20 protein-coding genes are annotated in these 26,059 nt (G+C 43.4%); 2 read left to right on the top strand and 18 right to left on the bottom strand.

Annotated elements, in window-relative coordinates:
* Positions 1 to 23: 23 nt before the first annotated feature.
* Positions 24 to 551: an SLOG family protein gene (locus AC3E6G_RS08640; protein WP_366961816.1), complete on the bottom strand. Its 528-nt coding sequence runs from the start codon at positions 549 to 551 to the stop codon at positions 24 to 26.
* 66 nt (positions 552 to 617) lie between these two features.
* On the opposite strand from AC3E6G_RS08640, the gene recU reads away from it, so the two are divergent.
* Both recU and pbp1a read left to right on the top strand, forming a co-directional pair.
* Positions 618 to 1,211: a Holliday junction resolvase RecU gene (gene recU / locus AC3E6G_RS08635; RefSeq protein ID WP_154854844.1), complete on the top strand. Its 594-nt coding sequence runs from the start codon at positions 618 to 620 to the stop codon at positions 1,209 to 1,211.
* Positions 1,212 to 3,329, top strand: coding sequence for a penicillin-binding protein PBP1A (pbp1a, locus tag AC3E6G_RS08630; protein ID WP_366961815.1), 2,118 nt, complete (start codon positions 1,212 to 1,214; stop codon positions 3,327 to 3,329). It abuts the gene before it with no gap.
* A gap of 210 nt (positions 3,330 to 3,539) precedes the next feature.
* Here the strand turns inward: pbp1a and pepC are convergent, their stop codons facing one another.
* The 17 genes from pepC to AC3E6G_RS08545 all read right to left on the bottom strand — a co-directional run bounded on the left by pepC (position 3,540) and on the right by AC3E6G_RS08545 (position 25,925).
* On the bottom strand, positions 3,540 to 4,877 hold the full coding sequence (pepC, locus tag AC3E6G_RS08625; RefSeq protein WP_490700833.1) for an aminopeptidase C: 1,338 nt from the start codon (positions 4,875 to 4,877) through the stop codon (positions 3,540 to 3,542).
* Between the two features lie 68 nt (positions 4,878 to 4,945).
* Positions 4,946 to 5,497, bottom strand: a complete 552-nt coding sequence (locus AC3E6G_RS08620) for a GNAT family N-acetyltransferase (RefSeq protein ID WP_285338525.1) — start codon at positions 5,495 to 5,497, stop codon at positions 4,946 to 4,948.
* 53 nt (positions 5,498 to 5,550) lie between these two features.
* Positions 5,551 to 6,378, bottom strand: a complete 828-nt coding sequence (gene nadE, locus AC3E6G_RS08615; RefSeq protein ID WP_490700832.1) for an NAD(+) synthase — start codon at positions 6,376 to 6,378, stop codon at positions 5,551 to 5,553.
* Positions 6,375 to 7,832 (bottom strand): nicotinate phosphoribosyltransferase, encoded by a 1,458-nt coding sequence (locus tag AC3E6G_RS08610; RefSeq protein ID WP_285338523.1) that lies wholly within the window; start codon positions 7,830 to 7,832, stop codon positions 6,375 to 6,377. The genes nadE and AC3E6G_RS08610 overlap by 4 nt, the downstream gene beginning before the upstream one ends.
* Before the next feature lie 201 nt (positions 7,833 to 8,033).
* Entirely contained in the window at positions 8,034 to 8,948 is a 915-nt protein-coding gene (trxB, locus tag AC3E6G_RS08605; protein ID WP_023027724.1) for a thioredoxin-disulfide reductase, read from the bottom strand.
* 58 nt (positions 8,949 to 9,006) lie between these two features.
* A complete protein-coding gene (locus AC3E6G_RS08600) occupies positions 9,007 to 9,234 on the bottom strand; it encodes a DUF4059 family protein (RefSeq protein ID WP_006596860.1) in 228 nt (75 codons plus the stop codon).
* A gap of 196 nt (positions 9,235 to 9,430) precedes the next feature.
* Entirely contained in the window at positions 9,431 to 10,174 is a 744-nt protein-coding gene (locus AC3E6G_RS08595; RefSeq protein ID WP_048691970.1) for an amino acid ABC transporter ATP-binding protein, read from the bottom strand.
* Positions 10,171 to 10,977: an amino acid ABC transporter permease gene (locus AC3E6G_RS08590; RefSeq protein WP_048715261.1), complete on the bottom strand. Its 807-nt coding sequence runs from the start codon at positions 10,975 to 10,977 to the stop codon at positions 10,171 to 10,173. The genes AC3E6G_RS08595 and AC3E6G_RS08590 overlap by 4 nt, the downstream gene beginning before the upstream one ends.
* Before the next feature lie 224 nt (positions 10,978 to 11,201).
* A complete protein-coding gene (locus AC3E6G_RS08585) occupies positions 11,202 to 12,545 on the bottom strand; it encodes a DEAD/DEAH box helicase (protein ID WP_490700831.1) in 1,344 nt (447 codons plus the stop codon).
* 126 nt (positions 12,546 to 12,671) lie between these two features.
* Complete coding sequence (gene mraY, locus AC3E6G_RS08580; protein WP_490700830.1) at positions 12,672 to 13,673, bottom strand: phospho-N-acetylmuramoyl-pentapeptide-transferase; 1,002 nt, start codon at positions 13,671 to 13,673, stop codon at positions 12,672 to 12,674.
* Position 13,674: 1 nt separating this feature from the next.
* Positions 13,675 to 15,960 carry a penicillin-binding protein PBP2X gene (pbp2x, locus tag AC3E6G_RS08575; RefSeq protein ID WP_238656704.1) on the bottom strand — a complete coding sequence of 762 codons (2,286 nt, stop codon included), beginning with the start codon at positions 15,958 to 15,960 and terminating at the stop codon, positions 13,675 to 13,677.
* Positions 15,953 to 16,288, bottom strand: a complete 336-nt coding sequence (gene ftsL, locus AC3E6G_RS08570) for a cell division protein FtsL (RefSeq protein ID WP_006596866.1) — start codon at positions 16,286 to 16,288, stop codon at positions 15,953 to 15,955. The genes pbp2x and ftsL overlap by 8 nt, the downstream gene beginning before the upstream one ends.
* A 12-nt stretch (positions 16,289 to 16,300) precedes the next feature.
* Positions 16,301 to 17,251, bottom strand: a complete 951-nt coding sequence (rsmH, locus tag AC3E6G_RS08565; RefSeq protein WP_195550509.1) for a 16S rRNA (cytosine(1402)-N(4))-methyltransferase RsmH — start codon at positions 17,249 to 17,251, stop codon at positions 16,301 to 16,303.
* 395 nt (positions 17,252 to 17,646) lie between these two features.
* Complete coding sequence (locus AC3E6G_RS08560; RefSeq protein WP_023920274.1) at positions 17,647 to 17,904, bottom strand: DUF896 family protein; 258 nt, start codon at positions 17,902 to 17,904, stop codon at positions 17,647 to 17,649.
* Between the two features lie 33 nt (positions 17,905 to 17,937).
* Positions 17,938 to 19,974 carry a glycine--tRNA ligase subunit beta gene (gene glyS, locus AC3E6G_RS08555; protein ID WP_490700829.1) on the bottom strand — a complete coding sequence of 679 codons (2,037 nt, stop codon included), beginning with the start codon at positions 19,972 to 19,974 and terminating at the stop codon, positions 17,938 to 17,940.
* Positions 19,975 to 20,182: 208 nt separating this feature from the next.
* Positions 20,183 to 21,100 (bottom strand): glycine--tRNA ligase subunit alpha, encoded by a 918-nt coding sequence (gene glyQ / locus AC3E6G_RS08550; protein WP_000038760.1) that lies wholly within the window; start codon positions 21,098 to 21,100, stop codon positions 20,183 to 20,185.
* Between the two features lie 334 nt (positions 21,101 to 21,434).
* Positions 21,435 to 25,925: a S8 family serine peptidase gene (locus tag AC3E6G_RS08545; protein WP_048789457.1), complete on the bottom strand. Its 4,491-nt coding sequence runs from the start codon at positions 25,923 to 25,925 to the stop codon at positions 21,435 to 21,437.
* Positions 25,926 to 26,059 lie beyond the last annotated feature (134 nt).

The raw sequence follows: 26,059 nt of genomic DNA, 5'->3' as shown, positions 1-26,059 counted from the left end.
GAGCAAAAATCAAGGTAAATCACTTATTTTTCGTAAATTTTTTCCGCTACTTCATTTAAGTCATCAAAGTTTAATCTTTTGACATGATACTGATCCATTTCTAGCATCATTTTGTAAAGATATTTGAGATTTGTTTCGTGTTCTGGATCGTAAAATAAATAAGCGCCATCTGTATTTTCTAACAAAAATGTATTGTATTCTTTAAATTGGCCTGGCTGGCTATAAGAGGGATAGGCATACTTGACAAAATCAACCTGCTTAAAGCGACTAAGGAGTTCTTGGTTGGCCTCATTCCAGTTCTCTCCTTGGTTTTCAAACATAAAAATCGTGGCCAACTGTATCTCGTATTCTTTTCTTAATTCCTGGGCAACCTCCAAGGCCCAGGCTTCAAAACCTAGATTACCCGTAAAAATCAGCCACTTGACCCCCTCTTCCAAAAAACGGACTAAATCCCTGCGAATCGCCTCTTTAATAATGGGAAGTCTAGGGTCCTTTGTTGTCAGAATTCCCAATTCAAATGCCTTGTATCCTGTAATCAGTAAACTATTCATTATTTCCCCTCCCTTCTTCATTTTGTGATATAATAGAGTGATGTAATTGTACCAATAAGGAGAATTATGGTCAACTATCCTCACAAACTTAGCAAGAAATCTTCTTCGCCCATCCAGAGGAAGCAAAGTGTAAACTTTGCCAATCGGGGGATGACATTTGAAAAAATGATCAATGAGAGCAATCAGTACTACCTTTCTAGAGGGCTAGCGGTGATTCATAAAAAGCCGACACCCATCCAGATTGTAAAGGTGGACTATCCTCATCGCAGTCGGGCAAAGATTGTGGAAGCTTATTTTCGCCAGGCGTCTACCACAGACTATTCTGGTGTTTATAAAGGACACTACATTGATTTTGAAGCAAAAGAGACCCAGCAGAAACAATCCATGCCGATGAAGAACTTTCATCAGCACCAGATTGATCACATGGCTGCGGTCGTCCAACAGGGAGGAATTTGTTTTGTGCTCTTGCATTTTGCAAAGCTCAATGAGACTTATCTACTGCCCGCTCCTTCCTTAATAGACTTTTACAACATCGATCACGGCAGTAAATCTATGCCATTGACCTATATACAGGAAAATGGTTATCGTATCGAGACAGATTGCCTTCCAAGCGTCCCTTATCTCGATATTATCGAACAGAATCTACTAGGCGGTAATTAAATGAACAAACAAACAGTTATCCAGTGGTTAAAATATGCAGCGATTGCGGCTATTTCCTTATTTTTCCTTTTACTTATTCTGGGTGGATTGATATTTGGATACTATGCCTCAAAAGCACCGACTCTTTCTGAGAAAGACCTCATCGCAACGACTTCCAGTAAAATCTATGACAATCAAAACAATCTGATTGCCGACTTGGGTGCTGAAAAACGAATCAACGTAAAAACAAATGAAATCCCAACCGACTTGGTCAATGCGATTGTGGCGATTGAAGACCACCGCTTTTTCAACCACAGAGGGGTCGACTTTATTCGTATTGGAGGAGCCTTCTTCAGTAACCTCCGAGGAGGTCGCCAAGGGGGATCCACTCTTACACAGCAATTGATCAAGCTCACTTACTTCTCTACTTCTTCGTCCGACCAAACCCTATCTCGGAAAATCCAAGAAGCTTGGCTTGCGACACAATTAGAACAAAAAGCCACTAAACAAGAGATTTTGACCTACTACATCAACAAAGTCTACATGTCTAACGGAAACTACGGAATGCAAACAGCTGCTCGTAGCTACTATGCAAAAGACTTGAAGGACCTTTCTCTGCCACAAGTGGCCCTATTAGCCGGGATGCCTCAAGCCCCCAACCAATACGACCCTTATACCAATCCGGAAGCTGCACTCCAACGCCGTAATCTTGTTCTCAAAGAAATGTTGGACATGAAGTCCATTACAAACGAACAGTACGAAAGTGCCGTCAATACACCTGTTACAGATGGCTTACAAAGTCTGACAGGCTCAAGCAACTATCCTGCTTATATGGATAACTACCTTAAAGAAGTCATCCAACAAGTCGAAGAAGAGACAGGCTACAATGTCTTGACAACTGGTATGGATGTCTACACCAACGTCGATACCGCAGCTCAAAAACGTCTGTGGGATATTTACAACTCTGACGAATATGTCAATTATCCAGATAATGAGTTGCAAGTTGCTTCTACTATCATCGACGTGACAAACGGAAAAGTCATTGCTCAGTTGGGATCCCGTCATCAATCATCTAATGTATCCTTCGGTACCAACCAAGCTGTCGAAACAAACCGAGATTGGGGTTCTACAATGAAACCTATCTCAGACTATGCTCCCGCGATTGAACATGAAGAATATAGCTCCACTGGAGTAACCATTCCTGATACACCTTACAACTTCCCTGGTACAAATACGCAGTTTTATAACTGGGATAGACAATACTATGGCAATATCAGCATGGTCTATGCTCTCCAACAATCCCGTAACGTTCCTGCGGTCCGGGCCCTTGAAAAAGTTGGTTTGAAGAAGGCTCAGAAATTCTTGAGCAGCATCGGAATCGATTATCCAGAAATGGTATATGCAAATGCCATCTCAAGTAATACCAGCGACTCTAGCAACAAATACGGGGCTAGCAGTGAGAAAATGGCCGCTGCTTATGCAACCTTCGCAAATGGCGGTACCTATTACAAGCCACAATATGTGAATCGGGTTGTCTTTAGCGATGGTACAACGAAGAACTTCGATACCTCTGGAACACGAGTGATGAAAGAAGCCACAGCTTACATGATGACAGATATGTTGAAATCAGTTATCACAGCTGGTACAGGATACAATGCAAATATCTCTGGTCTTTATCACGCTGGTAAAACAGGTACCTCTAACTATGCCGACAACGAATTAAAAAAACTGACCAAAGACTACAATTACTCAAGTATTGTGACACCTGATGAATTGTTTGTGGGTTACACCACGCAATATTCTATGGCTGTATGGACAGGATATACCAATCGCTTGACTCCAGTCCTTGATGATGGAACCAAAGTCGCGACGGATGTCTACAAACAAATGATGCTGTATTTGTATGAGCAATACGGATCAGGTAGCGAAGACTGGACCCAACCAAGTGGCGTATACCGTAGCGGTTCCTACCTCTATCTCAATAATGGTAAGAACAACTACAATTACTACTATTATGAGCCAAGCTATACAGTTGAAGAAACGAGCGAATCAACAGAAGAAAGCTCAAGTTCATCTAGCTCAGAAGAGAATTCTGAACACACAGAATCATCTTCTAAAGAGAATGAGCATAATCACTAATTAGACCACACTATATTAATAAAGAGGCTGGGACAAAAGTCCTAGCCTCTCAATTGTCTTTGGATTATCGAGCAAGACGCAGTGGCTGAGTGGGCTCTACTACGCTGATTTCATCAGCTTTTACAGCCCTACTCAACTGTGCGGAGGTGGGACGACGAAATCGAATTCTAACGAATTACCGATTTCTGTCCCACTCTCTTTTTATGTATATTATTTAGAAGCCAAGGCACCCATCGGATCCCATGGAGCCAAGACGATTGGCTCTGCCTCATAGGCAGCCAATTCTTCCGCCGTCAACAGTTCCTTGCGGATGACGATTTGGTAGGTGTATTCGTCCATCCAGGCATCGGAAGCTACAAAGTATCCATCTGTTCCGACTTTGTCTCCCCAAGAATTCTCAACTTTCCATTTGAGAGGGCGTCCAGCTTCGTCCAGGTCCACACCAGTCAAGACCATAGCATGGGTCATGAGACTTTCTGCATAATCCAAACGCCCTGCCTTATCTTGAGTCAGCTGGATATCCATTCCCGCTTCAAAGTCATAGACATCTGTTGCCAGGATTCCAGCTTTCCGGTTGCTGACTTGGCCGACATCCGATCCAAACCAAACAGTTTCCCCAGCTTTCATTTGGGAAATGGCCAATTCTTTCAAGCGCTCCATCGGAACGTTGAGGTAGCGGACTTCCCGGCTACCGACCACATTCCCCAGCATCTCAACTGTGTAGGACTGGCCATAAGGCTTGTCTGCCGTTGGCGCATTGATAACAGAAACGTAGTCCTCCAACTGAAGATCCACATATTTTTTGTAAAAACTTTGAGGTGTCAAGCCAGACTCTGTGTGGAAGTTATTGTCCTTATCGCGATAAGAGAAACTAAATGTACGAGGGGGCAAGCCCAGTGACATAGCTAAGAAATTAAAGATTTCTTGGAGGAGCTCTTCTTTCTTGCTTTGAACCGTTGCTTGATTTGCTCCAGTCGCAAGCAATTCGCGCAGGATCTGCGCATCTTGACGCAACAATTTGTTTAAGTAGGTATTGAGCTCCCGGCTATTGCTAGATGAGATAGATTCTGGATAGACAGACTTGGGTACGACCCCATATTTTTCAAAAAGGGAAACGACCATATCCCATTGACCACCATCTTGTTGAGGGGTTTGAAGGAGGAAGGCCACTTTGCGGCTGGTCAAGTCCTGGTCCGCTGTCGCAATGATTTGTTCCAAGAACCAGTTGGATTTTTCGTACTTGTCCCAGAAGAAGGTATGAGCTTGAGACAACTCAAAATCCTCTAATTGGAAGCTGGCAATCATTTTATGACGGAAGGTATTCAGAGCCGCAAACATCCAGCAACGACCAGAAGCTTTCTGGTCCGTCACCTTGTCCTTGGTTAAATCAAGAGAAAAGACGGGTGTGTTTTCAATTGCACTTTTGCGTGTCTCTAAAGCTGCATGAATCCCATTGTGGGTGATGGCATTTTCGAGAGCCGCAAATTTCACATTTGCTTGGTAATTCGCATAGAGTTGATCTGTAAATTCTTGTGTTAATTCTGACATATGATTCTCCTTTGTAAAGCTACTTACCATTATAGACCATTGGCTAAAATCTTCAAGTAAAAATTGTTTTAAAGGTCAGAAGAATGGATCGTGTAGATGATTTGATCTCCAACATAGCCTTTTCTGACAACAGCATTTGGGAGAGTAGCTAGATATTGCATCCCAGCTTTTTCCATAACCCTTCCCGAAGCAGGGTTCAAACTGACATACTTGGCTTGAACTTCCTTGAATCCCACCTCTACCAACAAAAAGTGTAAAACAGCCTGGAGGGCTTCTGTCATCAGACCTTGACCCCAGAAGTTCTTCCCTAGAATATAGCCGACTTCACACAGTTCTTTTTGTGGATACTGAGAAACGACACTGATATCACCTATCACCTGTGCGGGATCATCTTTCTTGCAAATCGCCCATTTGTAGGTGTTTTCCTCTTGGTACTGACGGAGCCACCTTTCGATCGAAGCCCGAGTCACTTTAGGATTTGGATGAGGATCCCAAGTCACATATTTAAGATTATCTGTATCAGATGCCCAATTTTCAAACATTGCCTTTGCATCCTCTACAACAAAGCATCTTAGTAATAAACGCTTGGTCTTCAGTTCAATAGTACCTAATTTTCTCATTCTCTTTCCTCCTATCCTGTTTTAAAAAAGTCGGCTCAACCGACTTTTCTTTCCTATGAACGCCAGAAGGTGTCAAATACCGTAATCGGTAGATGACGTTTGTGTTGGCCTTTGTGCCACCAGTTTTCAATGGTTGCTTGAGCTTCCGGGCTAACTGATTTCCCTTCTAGGTAGTCATCAATTTCTGCATAGGTCACCCCAAGAGCTACTTCGTCAGCGATACCTGGCTTCTCCTCTTCCAAATCCGCAATCGGTACCTTCTCATACAAGGCTGGATCAGCTCCCAGTGCCTGAAGCAACTGCTTGCCTTGGCGCTTGTTAAGGCGGTAGAGAGGCAGAATATCGGCTCCACCGTCTCCAAACTTGGTAAAGAATCCAGTGATGTTTTCGGCTGCATGGTCCGTCCCAATGACGGCTCCCCTATAGGCACCCGCTAAAGCATACTGAGCAATCATCCGGCTCCGTGCCTTGATATTGCCCTTGTTAAAGTCTGAGACATCCGTTCCTGTCGCTTCGACAGCACGCTCCATGGCATCGACCGATTCCTTGATGTTCACGACTAGGCTGACGTCTGGCTGGATGAAGGCCAAGGCCTTTTGGGCATCTGCTTCATCCGCTTGGACACCGTAGGGCAAGCGGACAGCAACAAACTGATAACTAGCATCTCCAGTCTCTGCCCGCATTTCCTCCATGGCTAATTGAGCCAAGCGACCTGCTAGGGTCGAGTCCTGTCCTCCCGAAATTCCTAAGACAAAGGTCTTTAGAAAAGGATGTTTTTGCAGGTAGTCCTTCAAAAAATCAATCGACCGGCGAATCTCTTCTTGAGGATCAATGACTGGCTTGACCCCTAATTGGGCAATAATGTCTTCTTGTAGGCTCATTCTTCTTCACCTCCCAAGGCTTTCTGACGCATCTGATCGATGAGGTCCATCTTATCTTGCCATACATCCTTGGCCAAGTCCACTGGGTAATGTTGTGGATTGAGGACACGTTTGTATTCGTCCCAGAGTTTGTCGAATTCCTTCCGAGCATAGGCTTGGATATCCATCAAAGCTGGCAATTCATAGACTTGTTTTCCATCTTTAAAAATGTCAACCAAGAGTGGGATGGCATCAAAATCACGAACCGTCTTCTTGATATAGGTATAGGTCGGATGGAACATCTTAATTTCTGTCAGTTCATTGACATCTACTCCATCGTAAGTGATGTAATCCCCTTCAGATTTGCCTTTTTCCCGACTGGTAATACGCCAAACTTGCTTCTTCCCTGGGGTTGAAACTTTTTCAGCATTGTTAGACAGCTTGATGGTATTTCGCATTTGACCATTTTCGTCTTCGATAGCAACAATCTTATAGACTGCTCCGAGGGCTGGTTGGTCATAGGCTGTGATCAACTTGGTTCCGACACCCCAGACATCAATCTTAGCCTTTTGCATCTTCAAGTTGAGGATGGTGTTCTCATCCAAATCATTTGAAGCATAGATCTTCGCTTCTGTGAAACCAGCTTCATCCAACTGCTGGCGAACCTTTTTCGAGATGTAGGCAATATCTCCAGAGTCAATCCGCACTCCTAGGAAGTTGATACGATCGCCCATCTCACGCGCCACCTGAATCGCAGCTGGAACTCCGATGCGTAACGTATCATAGGTATCCACCAGGAAGACACAGTTGCGATGGGTCTCAGCATATGCCTTGAAGGCTTTATAATCATCGCCATAGACCTGCACCAAGGCATGGGCATGGGTCCCAAGGACAGGGATGTCAAAGAGTTTTCCTGCACGTACGTTACTGGTCCCGTTAGCGCCCCCAATAACGGCTGCACGGGTTCCCCAAATAGCTGCATCCATTTCTTGTGCTCTACGAGTCCCGAACTCCATCAAAGGTTCGTCTTCGATCACAGCCTTAATCCGAGCGGCTTTTGTGGCAATCAAGGTTTGGAAATTGACAATATTGAGGAGGGCCGTTTCGACCAACTGACACTGGGCAAGCGGTCCTTCTACTTGGACAATCGGCTCATTGGCAAAGACTAGGTCCCCTTCTTTGGCAGAACGAACAGTCAATTCCATTTTAAAATTTTTCAAGTAATCCAGGAAGGCTCCTTCGTAGCCCAAGGATTCTAAGTAGGCAATATCCGACTCTGAAAAACGTAGATTCTTCAAATAGTTGACAATGCGCTCAAGACCTGCAAAGACGGCATAGCCATTTTTAAAGGGTTGCTGGCGGAAATAGGCTTCGAAGACCGCCTTTTTATTGTGGATGCCTTGCTCAAAGTAAACCTGCATCATATTGATTTGGTACAAATCAGTATGGAGAGTTAAACTATCATCTGGGTACATGTTTGATCCCTCTTCTTTTTTCTTACGTCATGGCACCAGTCACGCTCTGTCAACTGGCACAGTCCAAAATAATTTTAAACACATTATAGCACATTTTAAGCAGGACCACATGACTTTAATCCGGGCTGAGCCTCATTTTTTATCGTAAAAAAGAAGGGATCTTCGCCTCTTTCCATCAGACGAACATCCCTTTCTTCTCTCTTATTCTTCGTGTTCAGTAATATATTTATAAGCTTCTTGACCGGCGACAGCGCCATCCCCAACAGCTGTAGTGACCTGACGAAGATCTTTTTGGCGGACATCTCCAACCGCAAAGACACCCGGCACGGAGGTCTTCATGTGATCATCCGTGATCACCCAACCTTGGTCGTCTAGAATACCGAGGTCTTTGGCAAAGTCACTAACAGGATCCAAGCCCACATAGATAAAGACACCACCAGCTGCTTGCTCGCGAACCTCACCTGTTTGAACATCTTTTAAGACCAGACTGGTCACACGGTTGTCCCCTTTGATCTCTTCAACCACTGTATTCCAAGCAAAGTGAATCTTTTCATTGGCAAAAGCTCGGTCTTGAAGAACTTTTTGGGCACGTAGGGCATCGCGTCGATGAACAATGGTAACAGACTTAGCAAACTGCGTCAGGAAAATTGCCTCTTCAACCGCAGAATCTCCTCCACCAACAACCATGAGGTCTTCATCCCGGAAGAAGGCACCATCACAGACAGCGCAATAAGAAACCCCACGACTATTTAATTCTTCTTCACCCGGAACTCCCAACAAGCGATGGTTGGAACCTGTCGCAATAATAACGGTCTTGGCTTGCAAGAGGCCATCATCTGTCGTAATTTCCTTGTAACTTCCTTGATCAACAATATTTTCGGCTCTACCGAACAAGTGTTCCACACCTAGGGCTTCTAGTGGCTCAAACATTTTTTCAGCCAATTCAGGTCCACTGATATTGGCATAGCCTGGATAATTCTCGATATCGGACGTATTGTTCATCTGTCCGCCAGGAATTCCAGCTTCTAACAAGGCAACCTTTAGATTGCTACGGGCTGCATACAGGGCTGCAGTCATACCCGCAGGTCCTGCACCGATAATCAGTGTATCATACATAAGCTTCTCCTTTAGTTGTAACTATCTTGATTCCAACTCCAATTGAACCATTTTGCAATTATCTTGCTCGAAGAATAAACAGAACTCCAATGACTGCAAAGGTAAGGACTGGAATTGTCATAATATCAATTAATAAAATATCATAGAGGTGTAACTGGCGTTCCTTAGCTGTTTTATCCGTCTTACGAGCCGCTCGCAAGCCTATCCAAATAGCTGAGGCAACCAACACCCCAATTGAAGTGATGATTAGGCTCTCGATATAGAGAGATAGCAATTGGTTTAACATAAGATCTCCTTAGTATCCAAGATTGGAATGAGGGGACGAGATGCCGATTCGTTTCGTTCACCATTGGATAAACTTGAAACACCTATTTATGCGGAAAAAATGGACTACTAATAATCATTTTCTCCTGAGGCACCTACTCAAAGAAAAATCCGAGTCTGAAACATCGCGTTCCAGACTCGAGCTCTTATATATTATATCAAACAAATGTTCGTTTGTAACTAGCAAAGAATTCTTTTGTCCGCTCTTCTTTAGGAGCTTTCATAATCTCTTCTGGAGTGCCAGATTCAATAATTTTCCCCTTGTCGAGGAACAAGACCTTATCTGCCACCTGGGAAACAAAGCTCATATCATGGCTGACCAGAATCATGGTTTGACCTGCCTGAGCTGCTGCTGCGATGGCTTTTTCTACCTCTCCGACCAATTCCGGATCGAGGGCTGAAGTTGGCTCATCCAATAAGAGGACTTCTGGCTTCATGGCTAGGGCACGTGCCAAGGCCACCCGCTGTTTCTGCCCTCCTGACAAATGACGAGGGTAATGGGTTTCGCGGTCCGACAGACCGACTTTTGCGAGTTCTTCTTTGGCAATCTTGGTCGCTTCCTGGTCGGATAAGCCTTTGACGACGATTAGTCCTTCCTTGACGTTGTCCAAGGCTGTCTTGCGGCTGAAAAGATTAAACTGTTGAAAGACCATGGCTAGCTTTCTTCGAAGGGTCAGGATCTCGTCCTTACTAATGTTTTCAAAGTCTACCTTTTCCCCATTGATCTCAATACTGCCACTATCTGGGGCTTCCAAATAGTTCAAGCTTCTCAAGAAGGTTGATTTCCCAGCTCCAGAAGAACCGATCAAGGCAACAACTTCCCCTTTTTGAACTTCCAAATCGAGATGGTCTAGTACCACTTGACCGGAAAAAGATTTTGATAATTGTGAAATCCGAATCATGCTGCTCGTTCCTCCTCTTGCAAGGTTTGGGTAACAACTTTTGGATCTTTGATAGCGAGTACCTGTTCGATCCAACGTCCCAATTGTTCAATCAAAATATTAATGGCCCAGTAGATCAATGAAACAGAGATAAAGCGCTCGAAGTAACGACTGTCATTCCCCGACATAATCTTGGCTTGGGCAAAGATTTCCAAAACACCTGCATAAAAGGCCAGAGAAGTCCCCTTGGTCAAACCAATCAAAGAGTTGATCAAGGTCGGAGTCGCAACCACTGCTGCATTTGGAATAATAATCCGACGATAAACTTGGGCATTGGTCATCCCGAGACTCTTCGCTGCTTCGATTTCACCCGCATCAACAGATAGAATCGCTGCCCGAATAGTCTCACTGGCATAGGCTGCCTCATTGAAGGCAAAGGCCACAATGACAAATAAATGGGCTGGCACATCGTTGATATTAAAGGTTGTTCCATATTGTTGGTTAATGGCCTTCAATAGGAGCGGGATTCCATAGTAGGTCAGCATCAACTGGACCAAAATTGGTGTCCCTCTTAAAAAACTCACAAACAAGGCTTGGATCGGGTAAAGGATTTTTACCCGATTGATTTTGACAATGGCAAACAATAGAGCTAGCAATAAACCAAAAAAGGCTCCTGCCAAGGTTAACAAAATCGTATTTGGAAGCTCTTTTAAAATTCCGGGAATAGCTTCAAAAACGACGCGTAGGTTAAAGATTTCTCCTTCTGGTATCCATTTTAAAAACTCTTCATACCAGCCAGATGCCAGATAAGTAGTTGTAAACATCTTCGTTACTTCCTCCCTCGATAATGAATCATTCTATCATATTTACAGTTAAAATGCTGAGTTTTGCTACTGATCGTTCGTAAATCATGCTTCAGGTCTGATGTGATAACAAGCAAGCATCTCCCGCAAAAGCAAAAAAATAGACTATCTATAGATAGTCTATCACAAAATAAATCAGCGACCAAATAGTTAATTTTTATGGAAATCTTTAATTTTCTTTATCACTAAAAGGTTTGGCGTTTCGCCTTTCTTTCTGCCCGACCGCGAGCACGATTCTCAGCTCGCTTGGCTTTCCGACGTTTCTCGTCCACAGCCCATTTGATTTTTTTCTTATAGCCTGGTTTGATTTTTTTCTTTTTCTTCTTGACCAAGCCGATCATCTCAATGTCGAGTTTTTCTTGGCGTTTTTCACGATTAGCCCGGCGATCCCGGTCGTAGGTATCTTCGATAGCTCCAGCCTTCAAGACCTTAGGGACAAACTGGATGCCCAATTTTTCAAGCTCCCGAATGTCTGAGTCATCACTCGGTTGATAGAGGGTGATAGCTGTACCAGGAAGACCATTCCGACCAGTCCGGCCAACGCGGTGAACAAAGAAGGATAAGTCCTGTGGAATGGCATCGTTAATGACATGACTGACCCCTTCAATATCAATCCCACGCGCTGCCAAGTCCGTTGCCACGATATATTCAAAATCCAGGTTTTTGACTTGGTTCATGATTCGCTTGCGCTCCCGTGGAGGAACCCCCCCATGGATTTTAGCGACCTTGAGCCCCTTCTCTACTAGAAAAGCATGCAAATCGTCCGCTCTGTCCTTGGTATTTACAAAAATCATAGCCAGATAAGGTTGAAGAGCCTGCGTCAGTTGATAAATCTGCTCGTTTTTGTCGCGCCCTTTTGTCGATACCAACCAGTTATCAATGGTGTCCGAGATCACCGTTTTGGTTTTGATCTGCTCCATGACAGGGTTAGACAAATATTTCTTCAAGAAGGGTTGTAACTTTTGCGGAATCGTAGCAGAGAAGACCAAAAACTGAAGCTTCTTTGGAAGACTGGATGCAATCTTGTCTACCGTCGTCAAAAAGCCCATATCGAGAGTCATATCCGCCTCATCAACCACAAAAGTGTGAGCCTTATGAATAGCCAAGTCTCCAGAAGCGACCAAATCATAGATCCGTCCAGGTGTCCCAATGACAATATGGGGTTGGGCTACTTGGAGCTTATCGATTTGACGAGCCTTATCAGTTCCCCCAACGTAGTTGGCAATCCGAATTTCTTTTTCACAGTGGCCAGCAATCTGACGAGCCGCTTGGTAAATCTGTGTAGCCAATTCCCGACTCGGTGCTGTGATGACCACTTCAACATGGCTACTATCTTCGTTCAAGGTTTGAAAAATAGGCAAGAGGAAGGTATGGGTCTTTCCAGTTCCTGTTTTAGATTCACCAACCAAATCTCGACCTACTAAAACAATCGGGATGAGTTTTTCTTGAACTTCTGTTGCTTCGATAAAATTAATCTCTTTTAAGGCCTCATGAATATAGTCCTTAAACTTAAAATCTGTAAATTTCATTCTCTTATCCTTTCATCATCTCTACTATTATATCAGAAAAGTCTTCTTCCCGCTCTTCTTTTGGACAGCAATTCCTAGCAAGCGAAAAAGGTTGAGATAGCATCCCAACCTATTATTTTTAATGACTTACGAATTGGTTAAAAAGTAGATCAAGAGGGTCAAGGCACTCATTCCTGCACCGACGCTCCAAAGAAAGGCATCGACCTTCCACTCAGACCATTTTGGACCATTACCAGACAGACCCCCCAATTCTAAATGGTGATGGAAAGGCGTCATGCGAAAGATCCGGCGTCCTTCCCCTGTCCGTTTTTTCGTCCATTTGAAGTACGACACTTGGAGCATAACTGAGCTAGTCTCAAAGACGTAGACAATTCCAATCAAGAGCAAGGTCCACTCTACGTGGAGAGCCATGGATAGAGTCGCAAGCATCCCACCTAGGGCCAAGCTTCCAACATCGCCCATGAAAATCTTGGCTGGCTTGTGGTTGTAGACGAAGAAACCTAATAGAGCTCCAATCATACTGATAGTCACAAAGAGGATATCGATTCGTCTTTGCCAAATAGCGATGATGGAATAAGCGATTAAACTGATGGTCACCGAAATACTAGCCAAACCATCAATCCCGTCCGTCAAGTTGACTGCGTTTGAAAAACCAACCAACCAGAACAAGGCAAAGACAATGTAGAAATGTCCCAAATAGACATCCCAACCAAAGACATTGAGAAGGCTACCGCCTCCATGGCGTTCAGAGAAGAGATAGAAAATAATCCCTCCCAACAATTGCAGGGCTAATTTTTGCTTGGGATTTAACCCTTCATTGATCTTACGAAAGACCTTCAAGAAGTCATCCAAGAAACCGACGATTCCATACAAGACCAAAATAAAGAGGATCAATTGAACAGGACGCGTAAAGTTCCCAGTTAGGAAGCTAAAGACAAGGGTGACAAAGACTGAAGTGATCAAGAAGACCACTCCCCCCATAGTAGGAGTGCCTGCTTTGGCTTTGTGTTGCTTCACATCTTCGTGCATTTGTTGGCCCGAAATATGGGCCCGTTGATAGAAACGGATAAAGGCAGGAATGCCAATAACCGTTAGAATAAATGATACTACTAGGGTAGCAAGTAACATATCAATCTCCTAATGTAATTGTTATTTTCTTCGTCTTCTTTAAAGCAGTTTTTACTTTGACGTTTTGTTTGCTCACACGAGAACCTTCCCCTTTATAGGTGATCTCAATGCCCGTCCATTCCGCAAATTTATCAACATTTTCCTTGGTCCAGCCATACATATCCGGAACTGAATCCAAGTCATCTGTTAATAATAACACTTGCTCATTTGCTTTTAATTTCGTTCCTGCTGATACAGACATCTTTTTAATATTCTTTCCAGTTCCTAGGACGACCGGCTGGATCAGATTGCGACGCAGTTCATCTGCGAAGCCACCTGGGCTGATGGTCTGCTTCAAGTTCAATTCTTTCGACAAGGATTCTGCCGACGGCATCTTATAGGTGTCCTCTTTCGTGACCCCATCCAAGGCTTTGGTTTCAGTTACCAGATTCAACTCATCCTTCAAAGCAACCGCATCTTCCAAGACTGGATTGACCAGTTCTTGCCAGCTCTTTGGACTAAAGCTGACTTCAGGCTGTTGAACTGTCACATACATAATAAAATCTGGGTCTTCAGCAGGTGTCATGACAACAATCGAGTTGATATTATCATTTTCGCCTTCCAAGTAGCCATTAGCTGTCGCAATTTGGGCTGTCCCTGATTTAACAGCAACATTTTGTCCAGCTACTTGGATAATAGGACCATCCGATGAATAGAGGGTACCAAATTGAGGATCAGTCCCTACCGTAATCATGTAATTACGGGTCTGTTGGGCAGCCGAAGCGGATACTGGATTGCCGACAATCTCTCTTTGTGATTTACGAGCAGTTTCATGCTTGCCGTCGTAGATTGCACTGATAAATTTAGGCTCCAACATTTCCCCATCGTTGGCAATAGCAGAAAATGCTCGCAACATCTGCGTTTGGGTCACAGAAATCCCTTGACCAAAGGAAGACATGGCTTGAGTAACATAGTTATCACCTGGCAAGCCTCCAAAACCTTCGTCTCCCATTCCAAAACGCGTAGGAAGTCCGAACTTAAAGAGGGTGAGGTAATTCATCCAGACATTATTGCCCATCTTCTGTTCAAGCTTGGTCATCCCAATGTTACTTGAATAGGCGAAACCTTGGGCAATATTCATATAGCGACCTTCTGTCAAGCCCATATTGATTTCCCAGTCTTTGATGGTCGCATCTTTCACTTGCAACTCGTTGTTATAATAGCCCTCGTTATAGGCTGGGAAAGTCCCATGATCAATCGCCGCGGCCAAAGTCATGACCTTCATAGTCGAACCTGGTTCGTATTGATCCTGGTAAAGAATCGTGTTCCAGGTTCTCAGATTCTTAATATCCAAGCCTTCTTTGGTATCTGCATTATAGGTTGGACGTTGTGTCGTTGCAAGAATTTCCCCCGTTTTGGCACTCACTAGGGTCGCACTGACATATTTACCTTTTACCTTTTCTTGGAAAACATCCATTCGGGTTTCGAGATAGGTTTGAAGTTCCGCAGAAAGGGTTGTATACACATCCTTTCCATCTTCTGTCTTCACGGCAACCTTATCTGATCCCGGCACAATATTTCCGTTGCGATCCTTTTCGTAGGTCACAACGCCATCCTGACCACCCAGAATGCGATCCAAAGACTTTTCGATTCCCGTTGTTCCCTGTAAGGTTTTATTGCCTTCTTTATCCTCTATCAATTGAGCTTGACCGATAAATTGAGAGGCAAAGGTCCCATTTTTATAACTCCGGTTTGGACTCGTCGTAAAATCAACACCTTTAATGTTGGCAGCTTCTAGTTCACTCCGGATAGCATCCATGTTGCTATAGGTAATATCGTTCCCCGCTGCACCAAAAGAAACCTGGTTGAGCTTCTTTTGCGACAGTTGTTGGACAACATAGTCTTTTTCCATGCCCAAATAACGATTAAAAACATCTGCTACTTGGTTGTATTGACTTTCTTCAACGTATAAAACTTCACCTTTTGCCGATTTATAGGTTTTGTCGATGATCGCATAAACATTATAAGTCGTCGCATCTTCAGCAATAACAGCTCCATTTCGGTCATAAATTGTTCCTCGTTTGGCTGGAACAATCTCTGTTTTCTGATGGACTTGATGGGATAACTCAGATAAATTTTTTCCGAATTTGCTATCTGTGCCTATAATAACTGCAAAATTAATGAGAAATATGAAGAAAACAAGAATGGAAAGCAAACTTAAATTCTTAGCTACTTGCCGACGATTTTGGTCTGGAAGTTTCCTTTTTTTAAGGGAATAACGAATGATTTTCTTCTTTAATTTACTCATCGCTACTTGAACTCACCACTTTTCGATTTTCTTTTTGGAGGGTCATCCCCTGAGAACTAGCTAACTTAGACAAGCGTTCATATCGAGTCAACTCATTGACTTCTTGTCGGATATCTTCTAGTTCAGTCTCTTTTGTTTTTAGTTCCGTATTGAGGTTTGTTAAGTCACTTTGTACCTGTAGAATCCGCGTCTGCATAAAAATAATACTGACAGCGAGAATAATCCCTGTTAGGACAATCGAGCCATAAAAAGCTTTTTCTACTCTGGTAAAGCGACGAATACGATCTTGCAATTGACTGCCCCGAGATCGTAATGGTTGATCTGCCATGTTTATTTCCTCTTACTTATGAATTTTTCGAGCAACCCGCAATTTTGCAGAATGAGCTCGGTTGTTCTTCTCTAACTCTTCTTGGCTTGGAAGAATCGGTTTTCGAGAGACTAATTCCATTTTTGGTTTTAAGTCCTCTGGGATGAAAGGCAAGCCCTTCGGTACTTCTACTGTAGAAGCTTCTTTAAACAATTGCTTGGTCAAACGATCTTCCAAGGAATGAAAGGTAATAACTGAGATACGACCACCAACTGCCAATAAATCCATGGCCTGCTGGATTGATTCATCCGCCGCTCCCAATTCATCGTTGACTTCAATTCGAATCGCCTGAAAAATTTGTTTGGCTGGATGCCCCTTTTTCTTTAGTTCCTTGGCCGGTTTTGCCGATTTGATGATTTCAGCCAATTCTGTCGTCGTTTCAATCGGTTTTACCGCACGCGCTTGTTCGATCTTTCTAGCAATTTGCTTGGAAAACTTATCTTCCCCATACTTGAAAAAGATTCGGACTAAATCGTGGTAATCATAGTTGTTGACCACCTCATAAGCCGTCAAAGAGGCTTCTTGATTCATCCGCATGTCCAAGGGAGCATCTTTTTTATAAGAAAAACCGCGAGACCGCTCATCTAACTGGGGACTAGAAACTCCTAAATCATAACAGATTCCATCGATCTCATTGACTCCCAGTTCTTGGAGACGCGCTTGAAGATTCCGGAAATTGTCTTTGATAAAGGTTACCATGCCCTTTTCAACATAAGGAGCTAATCGTTTCTCCGCATTATCAATCGCATGCTGATCCTGGTCAAAGGCATATAAATGTCCTTTTTCACTTAATTGACTTAATAAATATTCGCTATGGCCAGCTCCACCTAGAGTGGCATCCACATAGATTCCATCTGGCTTTACATCCAGCATATCAATCGTTTCATGGAGCAAGACCGTTACATGATGAAATTCTTTACTCATATCCTATCTATTTTACCACAAATCTGACCAGGATGCACTTGAGATTCTCTTCTCAATCCACTCATCATTTTCGGATAAAAAGTTCCCATTCTTCAAAAGCTCATCCTATCAACCAATAGACCGATAGAAGCAAATTGTGATACAATAACTCTATGAAAGATAAGAAATACCTCCTCCTTGGCTTGCTAGTGGCCGATCTAATTGCAGTCTACTTTTTCCTCCGAACTCCTGTCCCTTGGATTTTTTGGACAGCAACCTTCGTTCTTGCCGTCTCCATTTGGATATTTAAAAATCAATGGAAAAACTACAAAAATAGAGATAAGGATTCAGACTAGCCCATATAGAACAAGAAAACTCGATCAGTTCAACTTCTGATCGAGTTTTCTATTGTCTATTTATGAATTGGGATCATCAAGGCTACGGCCGTGCAAGCCTTTTTCCCGTTGGACTTGGCGCAATTTTTCTGGTGTCACGTCATTGCCTTCTTCATCCACCACCTTGATTCCTTCAATATGGTGACGAACCGAACGACGATAACCTTCAATGTATTCTTCACGAAGTTTTGCTTGCTCCACTTCTTCTTCTGGAGTCAACCCTTCTGTTTTTTTCTTTTTAGCAAGCTCATTGATACGAGCGATTTTTTCAGGTGTCATAATAAGACCTACTTTCTACCTGTTACCAGGTACTTATTTTGTGTTCAATTGGTTGAAGGCTGCAACTTTATTGGCTTTCGCTACAAGACCTGCAAGAAGGGCCAAACGGTTGTTTTTAACAGCCTCATCTTCTGCCATCACCATGGTATTGTCAAAGAAGGCATCGATGACTGGGCTAAGAGCGAAAAGTTGTGCCAATTTATCACTAGCTGCACCAGTCAATTCAAGCTCTTCAATTGCTTTAGCAAGAGCTTTTTCTTGATCATTTTCAAAGAGACTGGCATCTACTGCTACTGAAGCATCTGCTTTTTCTGCCAAGTTGAAGGCACGAGAGAGGGATTCAACAGCTGCCTTGTAACCATCCGTCTTGGCAGCTTCTGAAAGAGCTTCAGCTGCTTCCAACATATCTGCCACGACAAAGTTTGAACCAGCAAGAACAGCATCTTTGATATCTTTTGCTGTGCGTCCCATCATCTTGTCCACACGCGCCTTGATGAAGTTGAGCACTTCTGCTTGATTGTCATAAGAAAGGCTATCAAATGAAAGTCCATAAAGGCTGTCAATCAACTCATCCATCGGGATGTGCCAACCAAAGGCATCCAAGATCCGAACAATCCCTTGTGTTGCACGACGAAGCGCATATGGGTCATTGGAACCTGATGGAATCAAGCCAACTGAGAAGAAGGAAAGAAGGGTATCCAATTTATCCGCAAGGGCAAGGATAGCACCAACCTTGGTTTCAGGAAGGGCTCCGTCTGCTGAATCAGGAAGGTAGTGCTCACGGATAGCTGTCGCAACCGCATCATCCTCACCAGCAAGAAGAGCGTATTTTTCACCCATGATTCCCTGCAATTCATCGAACTCTCCGACCATACCCGTCAAGAGGTCAAATTTGTAAATTTCAGCTGCACGAGCGACGGCTGCCTTTTCTTCTGCAGTCAAACCAGCTTGCTCAGCTAGTGACGCTGCAATGACACCAGCACGCGCCATGTGTTCTGAAAGAGAACCAATTTTTTCATGGAAAGTCACGTGTGCCAATTTAGCAACGAGGTCTTCAATCTTAAGTTTTTGGTCTTCACGCCAGAAGAATTCACCATCTTCAAGACGTGCCACCAAGACTTTTTCATTTCCTCGAACGACATTTTCCAAGTGCTCAGCGTTACCATTACGAACTGAGATGAAGTTTGGTTTGAGCTGACCATCAAGGTCACGTACAACAAAGTAACGTTGGTGTGTTTCCATTGATGTCACCAAAACATCTTCTGGAACGTCCAAATATTTGGTGTCGAAGCTTCCCATAAAGGCAGTTGGATATTCGACCAAGTTCAAAACTTCATTCAAAAGGCCTTCTTCAATTTGGACTTGCACACCTTGTTCTGCTTCGATAACTTTGATTTGTTCACGAATCATGTTTTCACGTTCTTTGCTATCCGCAATCACGTAAACGGTACGAAGGTCTTCTTCATAAGAATCCGCATTGGTAATTTCTACTTCGTGTCCAAGGAAACGGTGTCCACGACTCACACGACCTGACTGGATATCCAAGAAATCAAGGTCAAGCGCTTCATCACCCAAAAGAACTGTCAAGGTGTGAACAGGACGAATGTATTCAAAGCTGTTGTTAGCCCAGTGCATGCTAACAGGGAAGGTCAATGAAGCAAGCACTTCTGGAACGCCAGCCAAGACTTCTTTGGCAGGTTTACCAGCTTCGTGTTTCGTGACATAAACGTACTCTTCCCCTTTGACTTCACGAAATTCGATATCATCTACTGTCAAGCCTTTCCCGCGGACAAATCCTTGGGCCGCTTTTGAGAAGTTACCTTCTGCATCCAAGGCGATTTTCTTAGAAGGTCCTTTAAAATCTTCGGTCAAATCTGTTTGTTGATCCGCCAAACCAATCACACGGACAGCCAAACGGCGTGGCGTTGAGAAGGTTTGAATGCTTTCGTATGAAAGACGGTTGTCATCCAAGAAGGCTGCCATTTTCTCACCCAGTTGTTTTTCACTTGGTGTGACAACGTAGGCTGGTAACTCTTCAAGTCCAAGTTCTACTAATAAGTTTTTTGTCATGTTTTTTCTCCGAAAAATATCTTTTTTTCCAGTTTGCCTTATGTGATTGGCACGCAAGCAACCGACTTCGTCGTTTCATTGCTAAAATTGGAGCCTAAAGTCTCCAATTTTGCCTGGTATCGTTAGAGAAACTAACGATACCTTTATCACTGCGACAACTGGTCCTGTAGGATTGCTCTATCAGTCAATCCCATCTAATACGCTCTCTTTATTCTTCCTCTTCTGCTAGGAGTTTTGCGCGTGTGGCTTCGTCAAGAAGTGGGTAACCAAGTTTTTTACGTTCTGCGACGAAGGTTTTGGCTACAACACGGGCCAAGTTACGGATACGGGCAATGTATCCGGCACGTTCTGTAACGGATACTGCTCCACGAGCATCAAGCAAGTTGAAGGTATGTGAACATTTCAAAACGTAGTCATAGGCTGGGTGAACAAGGCCCAATTCCAAAGCACGCCCTGCTTCTTTTTCAAATTTTTCGAAGTTTTCAAGAAGCATATCTTGATCAGAAACTTCAAAGCTGTATTTTGAGTGCTCGTATTCTGGTTGAAGGAAGATTTCTCCGTATTTAACACCTGGAGCCCACTCGATATCATAGACTGAGTCTACTTCTTGGATGTAAGAAGCTAAACGCTCCAACCCATAAGTGACCTCAGCGGTAACAGGACCAGTTGCCAAACCACCAACTTGTTGGAAATAAGTGAACTGAGTGATTTCCATACCGTCAAGCCAAACTTCCCAACCAAGACCAGCTGAACCAGTTGATGGGTTTTCCCAGTTATCTTCAACGAAACGAATATCGTGTTCCAATGGGTTGATGCCCAATTTTTCCAAAGACTCGAGGTAGAGTTCTTGGATATTTGAAGGCGATGGTTTCATGACCACTTGGAATTGGTGGTGTTGGTAAAGACGGTTTGGGTTTTCCCCGTAACGTCCATCAGCTGGACGACGTGATGGCTCCACATAAGCCGCGTTCCATGGCTCAGGACCGATGGCACGGAGGAAGGTATAAGGACTCATGGTTCCCGCACCCTTCTCGTTATCATAAGCCTGCATCAGCATACAACCCTGATCATTCCAGTATTGTTGCAAAGTCAAAATAATTTCTTGGAAGGTTAGTTTTTTAGACATCTTCTTCTCCTTTTTATAATTTCTTGCGACTTTGGATACAAAAAAACCGTGTCTTTGCTCCTAAGTCAAGTGACCTAGGGGCGTCAAAAACGCGGTTCCACCCTAATTTATTACTTCATTTTATTCTACTGTACTCAGCTTTTTACTGAGAGAAAGCGCCACTTGCTTATCTTGTTCTGCTTGGCTTTCACTATCCCAAGCTCGCTTAAAAAACGCCATAAGCCTTTCTTTCTTGACTAGTATTATAGCAGATTTCTACTCTAGTGTAAACCAAAAACAAGTCCGAAACAGGTGTTTCAGACTTGTTGCAAATCCTTTCAAAGAAAGGTGACTGTTATGGGCGTTTTACAATCTTTGGTTTTTTCCCATTTAATTTTTTCTTAGCAGCTTTAACCTCAGCTAATACCGCCTTGACTTCCTGTTGACTAGCACCAGGATTAGCCAATACAGCTTGAGCGCGGATAAAGGCTTGCAGGTAGTTTACCTTCACCTTATCTGCTGCATAGATAAACTTAGCGTTCTTAGCTTGGAACTGGAGTTCTGCCTCAATCAATTTCTTTAGACTTGAAAAATCGGTTGTTTTTCCATTTAACTGTTGATCAGCTGCCTGGTAATTCGCAAGTGCTTGGTTGATTTGCTCTTGTGTCACACCTTCACGGACGAGCAAGAGAGCCAATTCCTTAAAGCTTTGGTCAAAGGCACGTCGAGCGGAATCCTTAGTGTTGGCATAGCGACCTGTTTTTGAGGTTACATCATAGGCAGCAATGGCTGATTTTAGCGCTGTAAAATCAGACTCTTTTCCGTCTAATTGACTTGTAACCAATCCAAGATTTGAGAAGATTTGGTTAACTTCTGCTTGTGATAACTTAGTCGCAAGAGCTTTCTGAGCTTCTTGATAAGCTGCATCATAGGCTAAACGTTTTTCACTTGTTGCATTAAAGTACTGAGGAGTGCTGGTCAAGTTAGCTTGTTGGGCCAACAATTGCAACAATTGGGTCTTAATGACAACAGATAGTTTTGTGAGATTGTTTTGGTCTGCTAGAACGGTCACAGTCGGTGCATCCTCAAACAACTCATAACCTGTTGGTAGACTGACAGAAATCGTGTATGTTCCAACTGGGACATCTTTTCCAAAAGCATTCTTGCCATAGCGTTGAACTGGAAGAACAAAGGTTTCACCAGCTTGATTTTTCAAGACAACTGGTGTTGTTCTTGGTACTGCTTGATCAAAGACCAGGCTCAAAGGTGCAGTGACAATCTCTTTGGCCAAGAATTCGATGGTCTTAAAGCTGTCCTCTGCAGTGATTTCAAATTTCTGAGTTCGTTCGCTGACGAGTTTCAGATCTGATTTGTCATAGGCAAAGAGTTCTGCCACGTAGCTACCAAACTTAAGGAAATTGATTTCTTTCCCTTTGTCTAAGTTGACATACTGTCCTTGATCATCCTTGATACGGTAGACAAAATCGGTATCTAATTCTTTATGTGTATCGGCATCTAGGACTGACACCTTAATCCGGCCACTATCTTCACTACCAGCAAAATCAGCAAGAGAGGCAAAGTCGCGGTTTCCAGCGTAGTCTTCTACCACATAGTAAAGTAAGTCTTTACTGATTCCTTCTGGAAGAGTATAGCCACCATCTTCATTCGCCGTTAAATAGACACGGTTTTCAAAGCGACTGGTCTTCCCTAGGGCGTCTTTCCCCTCCTTAACCAGGGTTCCTTCTTCATCAAAGGCTTTGACATAGAAGACTTGCTCTCGTAAGATTCCACCATTGCCAATATCTTTTGTTTTACGAGCATAGAAGGTTTCTACCCCATCCTTCTTGGTCGTATAACCTGAAGTCAAGACTGGTTTTTGGGTGTCGATTTGGAGATTAAAGCGAACAACTTGCTCTTCTGCTCCTGGAACGGCTGGCGTATAGCGAACTTCATAGACATAGTGACCATCCGCTACCTTTTCACCCTTGGCATCCGTTCCTTCCCAAGCCGTATTGTCGACTAGATAAGATCGTTTCCCACGTCCGTCAAAATAATTCTTACGAGCAGAGAAAGATCCTGTACTTGACCAAATTGGATTAGCAAATGCTTGATCATCTGCCTTGTAGACAGCTGCTTTCATATTTTTTAGGTTTCGCAAGACGACTGCACGATACTGCACATAATCTTTGTTCCCATCTCCATCTGGAGAAATAGCCAGACGGACATTGCCGTCAGTATCCAAATGAAGGACATTCAACCCTTCTGATGTTTCCACTGTTCCAAGAACGATTGGACTTCGTTCTGCTGTTTCCTTCTTAGCAGTCGTATAGAGCACATCATTCGCGTTTGAAACTAAAGAGGTGACGTTCGCATTGGATGGCACGTGTTTGGTTTCTGGGACATCATAGTAGAATCCTGATTTCCCTTCTCTTACCAAGTTGTAGATTGGTTTTTCAACCGCAGGGATATCTTGGAAGGAACCACGGAATCCCATAAATGGAATGCTAACCACATCGCCATCATCTGCTGGATCCACAAAGCGAACAAATCCTTCTAGGAAGTAACCGTTCGGCATCAATTTAGTCAATTCTTCCGCAAACTTAGATGCATCGACAGTCACCGTCACTGTCTGACTACTATGGGCTTTTACGGTGACATTTGGCCATACTGTCTCTGTTAATTTCCGTGGCTTCAAGGTAAAGTGATCGTCTTTTACATCGTCGGTAGTGGTATTCACAATCATCTTCAACTCTCTGTCAGTATCAGAAATATTATGAACGGTCACATCAAAACTGAATCGATCTTCTACATTACCAAGGGTTACGCTTGGGTAAGCATCTTCATTCGTTACATATAAATCTGTCGAGACAGCTGCAGCAGTATCTACAATCCCTGCCCCTTGTTGACGTACCGAAGTGTAGGCCCCCGTTTCTTTGTTGAAGTGCGGTTTTGCAGTCGACATGATCAAGGCCTTAACCGTTGCAGATAGCTCCTCTGGTGAAAGTTCTGGATGATGAGCTTGAAGGTATTCCTTCACCAAAGCTGATACCCCAGCCACATGAGGAGAGGCCATACTGGTTCCGCTGATACTGCCATAGCTATTATCATTTAGTGAAGAGAAGATCGATCCACCAGGTGCTGTGACATCCGGTTTTAATTGTCCATCCGTTGAGACTCCCCAACTAGAGAATTCAGACATCTTCCCAGCGTCAGGGTTTGGACGGTTATCCAGACTACCATCAAAGACTATCTTGTAGTCTTTGTCTTTGATGGCTTCTCCATAGCGCTTGGAAATAAATACCGCAGGAATCTTTCTCGCATCACCTTCTAGACCCATTTTGACATTTGCGCCTTCGACACTGTTGTAAATGAGGGCACCAATCGCTCCTTTTTTATAGACATTAGCGACCTTATCTGAGAAGGTGATTTCACCACGTTTGATGAGGGCGACTTTACCAGTCAAATCGAGACTCTCTAAATCACTCTCACGCCCCAAGCCAGCATCCACATAGTCATATTCTTTCCCATTTTCAAAATTGGCATCTGTTTCAGCTGCTGTATAGGTGAACTTTCCTTTATCCAAGTCAGCATTGTCTTCCAAACCACGAACTGTAAAGACTTCTTCTGTTACGAATGAATCGTTTACTGAGGCAACTGAAATAGACTCTTCTACGGTTGAAGGACTACCCACGACACCATAATCAGGGTTTTCAGCACTTGGGTTGTTATAACCATATCCATAAGTATTGCTATTACCTGCCGCGATGACGACACTAACCCCTTTGGCGCGTGCTCGTTGAATCGCTTCTCTGACAGCAGGACTAGCATTCACTGTAGATCCTGTCCCAGATCCTAAACTCATATTAATGACATCGGCTCCCAATGCCACTGCGTCATCAATCGCTTTTACATAGACAACATCGCTGGTGGATCCACTACGATCAGAGAAAACCCGCATAAACATCACTTGGGCTTCTGGAGCAACTCCATATACGTAGTTGCCATCCCCAGCTTTTTTGTCAGGGTTCCCAGTCGCAATCCCTGTTACGTGCATACCGTGTGAATCATGGTCTTTTTCTTTGATATTGTCATCTCCATCCATATAATCATAGGCAAAGACAACCTTATCGTTGTACCATTTTCCGTAGTCAATTCCCGCTGCTTTTTTGGCAGCTTCTAATTCTGTTTGATTTTTGAATTTCCCTTTTGTAGGGTCTGAAATCCGCAATACTTCGTGGTAGACATCTAAACCAGAGTCAATGACCGCAACAACAGTCCCTTCACCCTTGTACCCTTTTTCCCAAGTTTGGGGCACATTAATAATCGTATTGCTGCTAATACTTAATGGTTTATCTTCAGCTTTCTTTTCGGTTCTTGCTTCCGTTACAGGTTTAGCCTCACTCTTCTCCTCTGTTGAAGAAGGTTTTGCTTCTGTTTTTTCCTGTCCTTCGGATGTTTTTTCTGCAGTTTTTTCTTCGGTTTTAGTTACGACTTCCGCTTGCTTTTCAGTAGCTTGAGCCTCTGTTTTTGCTTCCTGCGCAAGGACTTGGCTGTCTGATTCGACAGATGGAGTTGTTGCCCCTTTGTCTGAGGAAGCTAGCTCGTCAACAACTTTACCATTTTCAACTACTGAGCCTGTAGTCTGCTCACTTGCCTGATTCGTTACAGGAGACGCAGACTCACTTGGCGATATTGGATTTGCTTCTGCAGATGCAACGACTGCAGTCTCAGGCTGTTTCGCTTCATCAGCACTTACATTCCCTGCTCCAAAGACAAGAACAGATCCTAACAGCACCGATGCAACACCAAACTTATATTTTCTCAATGAGAAACGCTGTTTACTCATAAAATTCCCCCTATATACTAAATTATTCTTATTATACTCCTAATTTTTCAGAAAATTCACTCAACATTAACTTTGTTATCAAATTGTAATATTCCCGTACAATATCTTTAATTAGTTGTTTTTTGTTTGCTTTT

Source organism: Streptococcus sp. SCPM-O-B-23252 (M501) (assembly GCF_058200355.1).
The sequence above is the reverse complement of the archived record's forward strand: the minus strand, read 5'-3'. Positions and strand labels throughout refer to the sequence as shown.